Below are 6,728 nucleotides of genomic sequence, written 5' to 3'. Positions count from 1 at the left end.
TAGCGCGAGTCGCCCCACTCGGGGAACCGCTCGTCCAGGGGCACCGGCTCGGCGGTGACGTCCCAGCCGAGCGGCTCGAACCGGCGCCGTACGCGGGCGGCGCCGCCCCGCGCCGGCAGCGCTCCGGGCGGAAACCCGGAGCGCCGGTACCGGGCGGCAGGGCTCACCGCGTCACCGCGGTGGCCGGCCCGTGTGTCAGTTACAGGTCGTGACGCTCAGGCTGCTGTCGCCGCAGAGCAGCAGGCTCGCGCGGCTGCCGGTCTCCACGTCCCCCATGGCCTCTTCCTTGGGGGTCTCCATCGACTGCAGGTCGAACAGGTTCATGACGTCTTCCCTTCGTACGGCAACGGGTTGTCTTCTTTCCTCACGACCCCGGGAGGGGCCGAGTCATGGGGCCGCCGGGTGGGCGGCGGGAGGAACGGCAGTCCGGCGGACCGGGTGCCGTGGACGGAGGCGACGGCGAGCAGGCATCCGGCCGTGCCCGTGGAGAGGTCCATCGACAGGCGCATCATCTGCTCGCCGGGGAAGGCGAGCCGGCCGCGGTAGGACATCGCGTGCCAGGAAAGCGCGTCGAGCTGCCGCCGGATGGCCTCGGGACCGGTGCCGGGCATCTCGGCCGTCGTGCGGCCGAGATGCAGCACCATCCCGGCCACCCCCCGGTACAGGCCCGGCTGGGCGTAGAACATGGCCTGCGCCGCGGCCACGATCTCGCCTCTCGCCCGGGTGAAGTCCTCGTCCTGGCGGTGCGCCAGGTAGTCGTCGAGCACCATGCCGATGCCCACGCTGCCCGCGCCCAGGTAGGGCATGGTGCGCCAGCCCTCGTCGACCTGGAGCGCGCCGCCGGCGCCACGGACGCACCGCGCGAGGTCCCGGCGCAGTTCGTCCCGCGCGAGGTCGAGCAGAGCGGGGTCCCGGTCGGCTTCGTACAGCCGCAGGAAGAGCAGGGCCCGCCCGGCGGCGCCGTGCAGCAGGCCCGCGCGGCCCCGGCCGACGCTCACGTCCCCGGCGGAGCCCCTCCGGGCGGTCAGCTCGGCGCAGCGCCGCGCGGCGGTGCGCAGGGCGCTCTCCCCCGTGGCCGCGGCCAGCGAGTCCAGGGCCAGGCCCAGTCCGGCGGTGCCGCTGTGCAGGTCCGGGGCCAGGTCGTCGAAGGGCTGGTCGAGGAGCAGTTCGGCGAGTTCCAGGGCGCGGTCGCGGTGACCGAGGTGTTCCAGCGTCCAGGCGACACCGGCGAGGCCGTCGTGGAAACCGAGTGGCATGCCCGACGGCGGTTGCTTGGTCCGCTCCAGGAGCCACTGTTCCCCGTCCTCGTACCGGCCCGCGCCGCTCTCGGCCAGCGCGTACAGCACTCCCGCTGCGCCGTGGCCGAAGGCCAGTCCGCCGCCGGCCGTGCCGAACTGGGCGATGTCGCCGGGGAAGAGGCGGTCGGTCCGGGACGGGGTCGCAGAGACGCGGATCGCCGCGGCCATCGAGTCCCTGCTGCGGGGCCAGTCGCCGGGGCGGACCGGGACCACCGGCCCGCCCTCCCGTACGGCCGCCGGGGTGCCGGCGGGCTCGGTTGCGCCGCGGGTGATCTCGTCGACCGCCGCGTCCAGGAACGCCCGGTCCACCGGGAACTGTCCGGCGACCACGTCGGCAAGGTGGGCCGCCTTGCGCCGGTCCAGGGCCAGCAGGCTGGTCAGCGGCAGGAACAGAGCGAGCCGCAGGCAGGCCAGCGCGTACCGGTCCACCGCGACGCCCCTGCGGTCGGACGGTGCCACGAACCCCGGGTTGGCGACGGTCTGCCGACCGGCTTCGCCGACCTGGTGCGCGGCCTCGAAGTCCAGCAGGGCGACGCTGTCGTCCTCGCGGATCATGATGTTGAACAGGTGCAGGTCGTTGAAGACCACGCCGCGGGCGTGGACGTCCTCCACGGCGCGCTCCACCCGGGCGTGGACGTCGAGGGCCCAGGCCGTGTACTCGGCCAGCCGCTCCTCGCCGGGGTCGGCCTCGATGAGCGGGTGGCGGCGGGCGAAGAAGGTGTTGAGCGGCTTGCCGTCGATGTGCTCCATCACCAGGAAGTGGTGTTCGCCGACGGTGAAGTGGTCGAGCACCTCGGGGGTGCAGTCGAGACCGGACAGGCTCTCCAGCGCGCGGCGTTCGCGGTGCAGCCGGGCGACGGCGTCCGCGCCGTCGGCCGCCAGACCGGCGTGCGGACGGGCCTCCTTGAGGACGACCCGCTGTCCGGTGCGGGAGTCGCGGGCGAGGTAGACACCGCCGCCGTTGGAGAAGTGCAGTGCCGACTCGATGGCGTAGGGCAGCCCGGCCACGGTCAGCGCGTCGCGTGCCTCCAGGTGCGGACGCAGGAACGCGGGCGGTTCGACCCAGTCCGGTATGCGGAAGACGGGGCCGCGCAGATCGGGCACGAGCACCCCGTGGGGGCCGGTCACGGCCGGGCGCAACTCCCCTTCCGCGTCGTAGCAGTTGCGCCGGGTGAACCCGCCGTAGCGGACGTGCACGGGGCCGTCGCCGAGCCGCAGGTCGCTCAGGATGTGCGGTCCGGGTTCGCCGACCAGCAGCCGCCCCAGCTCGTCCGCGAGCCGTTCGAACCGCTCCTCGTCCGCCGGGTAGACGGTGATGAACTTGCCGCTGCCGGAGCGGTCCGCGTACTTGGCGTTGCGCTGGTGCAGCAGGTAGCGGCTGGGGACGAACTTGAAGGCGGTGCCGTCGGCTACGCAGTGCCGCCACACCCGTTCCAGCACGGACTCGGCGTTGTCGAGGCACGCGGAGACGTGGATCTTCCAGCCTTGATCGGGCAGTTCGGCGTCGGCCGGACGCAGGGCGAGCCAGTCACCGCTCTCGTTGCGCTGCCATCCCTCCGGGACGGGCCACAAGGCCGCGGCGTACCGGGTGCGTCCCGCGCCGGCCGCGGAGACGGTGCGGTGCGGAGCGTCGTAGAAGTACGGGTCCGCGTCGCAGTACACGGCATAGCCCTTGTTCACGCCGTCTCCCTCCCGTCCGGTCGCTGACGGGGAAGACGCTGTCATGGTGCGTACCGTCCCGCACAGTCACCGCTGTCATCACCTTGATGTGCGGAACGCACGAGTAACCACGGACGTCGCGCCGGAGTGAAGGCGCCTGGGGTGCCTGGTGGAGGGGCCGGCGGGCCGCGTGTGCCGCTCAGTCCAGGGGCGACGGCACAACCGGTCTCTTTCGGCGTCGAGTCGACCACGCGATCCGCCTGGCCGACCGCGCGGGCTGCGCCCCGGCGCCCCGGCGACCCGGCGACCCGGCTCCGACAGGAGCGAGGGATCGCCGGGGCGACGGAGCGGCGCGTCAGTACCAGCCGGTGCAGGCAATCGTCCCGCCCTTGCCGTTGGTGCCGCAGGCGCGCATCACCAGCCCGTTGTCGTTCCACTGGGTGGTGTACGCGTCGCCGCCCGAGGTGACCGTGGTGTAGCCGAGCATCGGTTCCCAGGTCTGCCCGTTGTCGCTGCTGCGGTCGACCCAGATCTCGTCTCCGACCGTGCCGCCGATGATGCGTCCCCAGGCGCACGCGGTCGTGCCGTTGTAACGCAGCTCCACGGTGCGGCCCCACACGGTGGTCGACTTGGCCGTCCACGCGCCCGCGGAGTTCGGCTCGGTGCCGTCGCCGCAGGACGTGTTCGAGTCGGCCCCGTCCAGCGTGCCTCCGATGGCCGCGTACTGCCCGCACGACGGTACGCCGGGGGTGATCGCGGGGCCTTGCAGGAACAGGTTGCTCACCCAGCTGCGGTAGTCCGGCAGATAGGTCCAGACGTTGTTGACCATGCCGTCGACGGTGACCCGTTCACCCACCCGCTGGCACAGGGCCCTGACGGCGACGGAGATGCCGTTGCCGTTCTGCCACTTGACCGGGCTGCCGGTGTGGGAGTTCTCGCGCAGGTTGGGCCGGCCCCACGTCTTCACGTGCTGGCCGAGCCCGTCGTACTCCCAGACCGGGAACACGCCTGCGGTGTGCGGCCGGAACGCTCCCTGGTATCGGTCCCACCGGGCGTCCGCGACCCGGACGACGTCGCCCGAGTTGGGCGCCTCCACCACTTTGCCGTCGCCGAGATAGAGCGCGACGTGCGTGATGCCCGTGCCGAAGTAGAGGATGTCCCCGGGCAGCAACGGGGCCTCGCCCTGCTCCTTGGTGAACTTGGTGTGGGCGTATCCCGGGTTCTGCCAGGTGGACTGCGTGGTGCGCTCGCTGACGATGTCCTGGCGGGTCGCCTTGTACCAGGCCCAGCGCACCAGCCCGATGCAGTCGAAGCTCCAGAGGTTGGGGTCCCCGTAGGACCGTGGGTCGGTCGGGTCGATCATGCCCTGGCTCGGGCCGGGAAGCCCCTGGGCGTGGCCGCCGCCCCACGCGTAACTCCAGCCGACATAGCGGCAGGCGACCTCCACCGCGTCCACCGCGGTAGCGCTCGCCCCCGGCTTCAGCGGCGCGCAGGCAGACGCCGCCTTACCGACGGCGGTCGAGGCGGTGGCCGCAGGTGGTGCCGTTTTCACGGCAGCGGCGGCTGTCGTCGTGGCTGGCAGCCCCAGACAGGCCACCGCCGTCATCGCTGCGAGCAGTACTCTCAGCAGGAGCGTTCGGTCGAGTGGTCTTCGACCGTCGCTCCCTCGCTCACTCGGTCTCATCTCGTGTCCCCGGTTTCTGATCGTGCCGTGGTCGGTTGGCTGAGGAAGAAGTCGGCCTTCCATGCCCGTCCCCGTAGTCGCTCTTCGTCATGGGCAGGCAGGACCGGCCCCAAGCCCCCTACTGCGCACCGCCTACGCACTGCGCCCGGACCTGCGTGCGCAGTACGCCGGATTCCCCTCGACGTCGTGTCAGCAGGTCGGCACGCCGTCGATCCAGTTGGTGGCGTTGTCGGTGTAGTAGCTGGCCATGTAGCCGCGATGGCCGCTGGAGGTGAGCACCCATACCCAGTACGGGTTGCCGCCGACGCTCTGCGCGCCTTCCTGCTGGCAGTACACCCATACCTGCGCGGGACTGCTCACCGTCGTCTGCACGGTGGGGCAGTTGGCGGCGGACGGGTACAGATAGCACTGCTCTCCGCCACCGGCACGGACGTTCACACCGGAGGCCCAGACACCGTAGTAGCCCTCGCCGTGCCCGGTCGCATGGGCGGAACTCGCCGTGCCGAAGACAAGGCCGGCGGCGGCGACAGCCGTGGAAGCCACGGCCGCGGCGGCGGTTCTCACAGAGCGAATCATGGTGCGGTCCTCCTGGGGGTGGTCTGACAGTGGATGCCCGGCCGGCGTCCGTGGGCACGCGCTGGGCACGGCAACCGTTCGCGGCGGTTGACCGGGTTCGGGCCCGTCGAGTAACGGCCCGTCGACTATCACACGGGCAACGTGGGGAGGTCAGTGAACCGAGGGTGCATGATGTCTTGCGACTGATAACGAGCGTGTTATGTCAGCAGGTTGGACGGGTGGAGGGGTACTTCTCCGTGGGAGCGTCCAGGTCGAGGGAGCCGAGCATTCATCAGCTGCGGCTGTTTCTCACTCTGAATGAGGAACTCCATTTCGGGCGCGCAGCCGCGCGTTCGTTCATCACACAGCCGGCGCTGAGCCAGCAGATCCGAGAGCTGGAGAAGCGTTTGGGGGTAGCTGTGGTGGAACGCTCGGGCCGGACGATTCGTCTCACGGAAGCGGGGCAGGCACTCCTCCCCGAAGCTCGAGCGGCGGTCGGCGCTGTCGACCGGCTGCGGCGCGTCGCCGACGCCCAGGTGCGGCAGGCGTCCGGTCGACTCGTCGTAGGGACCATGGGAGCAGAAGCCTCCATGAAGCACACACGCTCCGTGCTCGGCCTACTCCGTAATCGGCACCCGGGTATGACCGTGCAGCTGATCAATTTGGGCTTCGGTGATCATCTTGCCGCGCTGGCACAGCAGGAGGCCGATGTCGTCTTCCTCCGCCCGCCGGTGACGGACGACATAGAAGTGCACCACCTGGCCACGGAGCCGCGCGTGGCGTGTCTCGCCGCCGATCACCCGTTGGCGTCCCTGCCCGCTCTCACCCTGGCCCACTTCTCCGGTGTGCCCGTGGTGGACATGCCGCAGGAGGTGCCGCGCCTGTGGTGGGACTTCTGGGCGGTCGACCCGCGCCCCGACGGCAGCCGTGTCCGTTACGGACCGGTGGTCACCGACATGGAATCGTTGCTGCACACCGTGGCCGCCGGTGAGGCGATGTGCTTCCTGCCGGCGGCCGCGCGCGAGTACTTCGCCCGGCCGGGCGTCACGTACGTCGACGTGGCCGACCTTGCGCCCTCCACGTCTGCTCTCGCCTGGCTGAGGGCACGGCGGAGCGAAGCCACCGTCCGGGCTGTACGGCAGGCTGCCCGAGAGGCCATGACGCGCGGCGTCAGTGACCCGGAGGCGATGCCCGCCTGAGCCCATCATGAAGCGCAAGGGGCCGTCGCTCTGGCGAGAGAAGGTCGGCGGCGGCTGGAACGCCTGCTCCGCCCTCGTCGGCACCGGCGACCTCTCCGGTGACGGCGCACCGGCCTGCTGGCCCGTGACACCGCCGGGAGGCTGTGGCGGTACGCGTCCACGGGAAACGGCACGTACAGCAGCCGGGCGCTGGTCGGCGCGGGCGGCTGGAACACGTTCAAGGGCCTGTACCGACCCGAACGCGGAAAGACGAGGACGGCCCCCATCGTGATGTTCACGCCGGGGGCCGCCTCGTTCCTGCCGCCTCACATCGCAGGCGTACGAACGCGAACC

5 protein-coding genes and 1 pseudogene are annotated in these 6,728 nt (G+C 71.3%); 1 reads left to right on the top strand and 5 read right to left on the bottom strand.

Going from position 1 to position 6,728, the window contains the following annotated elements; genetic code table 11:
- The 5 genes and pseudogenes from ABZ899_RS33270 to ABZ899_RS33250 form a co-directional block, all read right to left on the bottom strand.
- Positions 1 to 122: pseudogene (locus ABZ899_RS33270) on the bottom strand (hypothetical protein); the annotation flags it as partial.
- A gap of 73 nt (positions 123 to 195) precedes the next feature.
- Positions 196 to 324, bottom strand: a complete 129-nt coding sequence (locus ABZ899_RS33265) for a SapB/AmfS family lanthipeptide (protein WP_006130296.1) — start codon at positions 322 to 324, stop codon at positions 196 to 198.
- Positions 321 to 2,978: a class III lanthionine synthetase LanKC gene (gene lanKC / locus ABZ899_RS33260; RefSeq protein ID WP_361353638.1), complete on the bottom strand. Its 2,658-nt coding sequence runs from the start codon at positions 2,976 to 2,978 to the stop codon at positions 321 to 323. Before lanKC ends, ABZ899_RS33265 begins: the two co-directional genes overlap by 4 nt.
- A gap of 334 nt (positions 2,979 to 3,312) precedes the next feature.
- Positions 3,313 to 4,413, bottom strand: coding sequence for an NlpC/P60 family protein (locus tag ABZ899_RS33255; protein WP_361353635.1), 1,101 nt, complete (start codon positions 4,411 to 4,413; stop codon positions 3,313 to 3,315).
- A gap of 417 nt (positions 4,414 to 4,830) precedes the next feature.
- Complete coding sequence (locus ABZ899_RS33250; RefSeq protein ID WP_361353632.1) at positions 4,831 to 5,205, bottom strand: hypothetical protein; 375 nt, start codon at positions 5,203 to 5,205, stop codon at positions 4,831 to 4,833.
- Between the two features lie 230 nt (positions 5,206 to 5,435).
- Between ABZ899_RS33250 and ABZ899_RS33245 the strand changes: the two genes are divergently transcribed.
- Complete coding sequence (locus ABZ899_RS33245) at positions 5,436 to 6,395, top strand: LysR family transcriptional regulator (RefSeq protein WP_361353629.1); 960 nt, start codon at positions 5,436 to 5,438, stop codon at positions 6,393 to 6,395.
- The last annotated feature ends 333 nt before the right edge of the window (positions 6,396 to 6,728 follow it).

The sequence above is a fragment of the Streptomyces sp. NPDC046859 genome (assembly GCF_040645135.1).
In the GTDB taxonomy this organism is placed as follows: domain Bacteria; phylum Actinomycetota; class Actinomycetes; order Streptomycetales; family Streptomycetaceae; genus Streptomyces.
Note: the sequence above shows the minus strand (reverse complement) of the source record. Positions and strands in the feature narration are given on the sequence as shown.

Bases quoted from the DNA above. Each gene is read 5' to 3' on its own strand.
- ABZ899_RS33265 (WP_006130296.1), bottom strand. From the start codon at position 324: ATGAACCTGTTCGACCTGCAGTCGATGGAGACCCCCAAGGAAGAGGCC.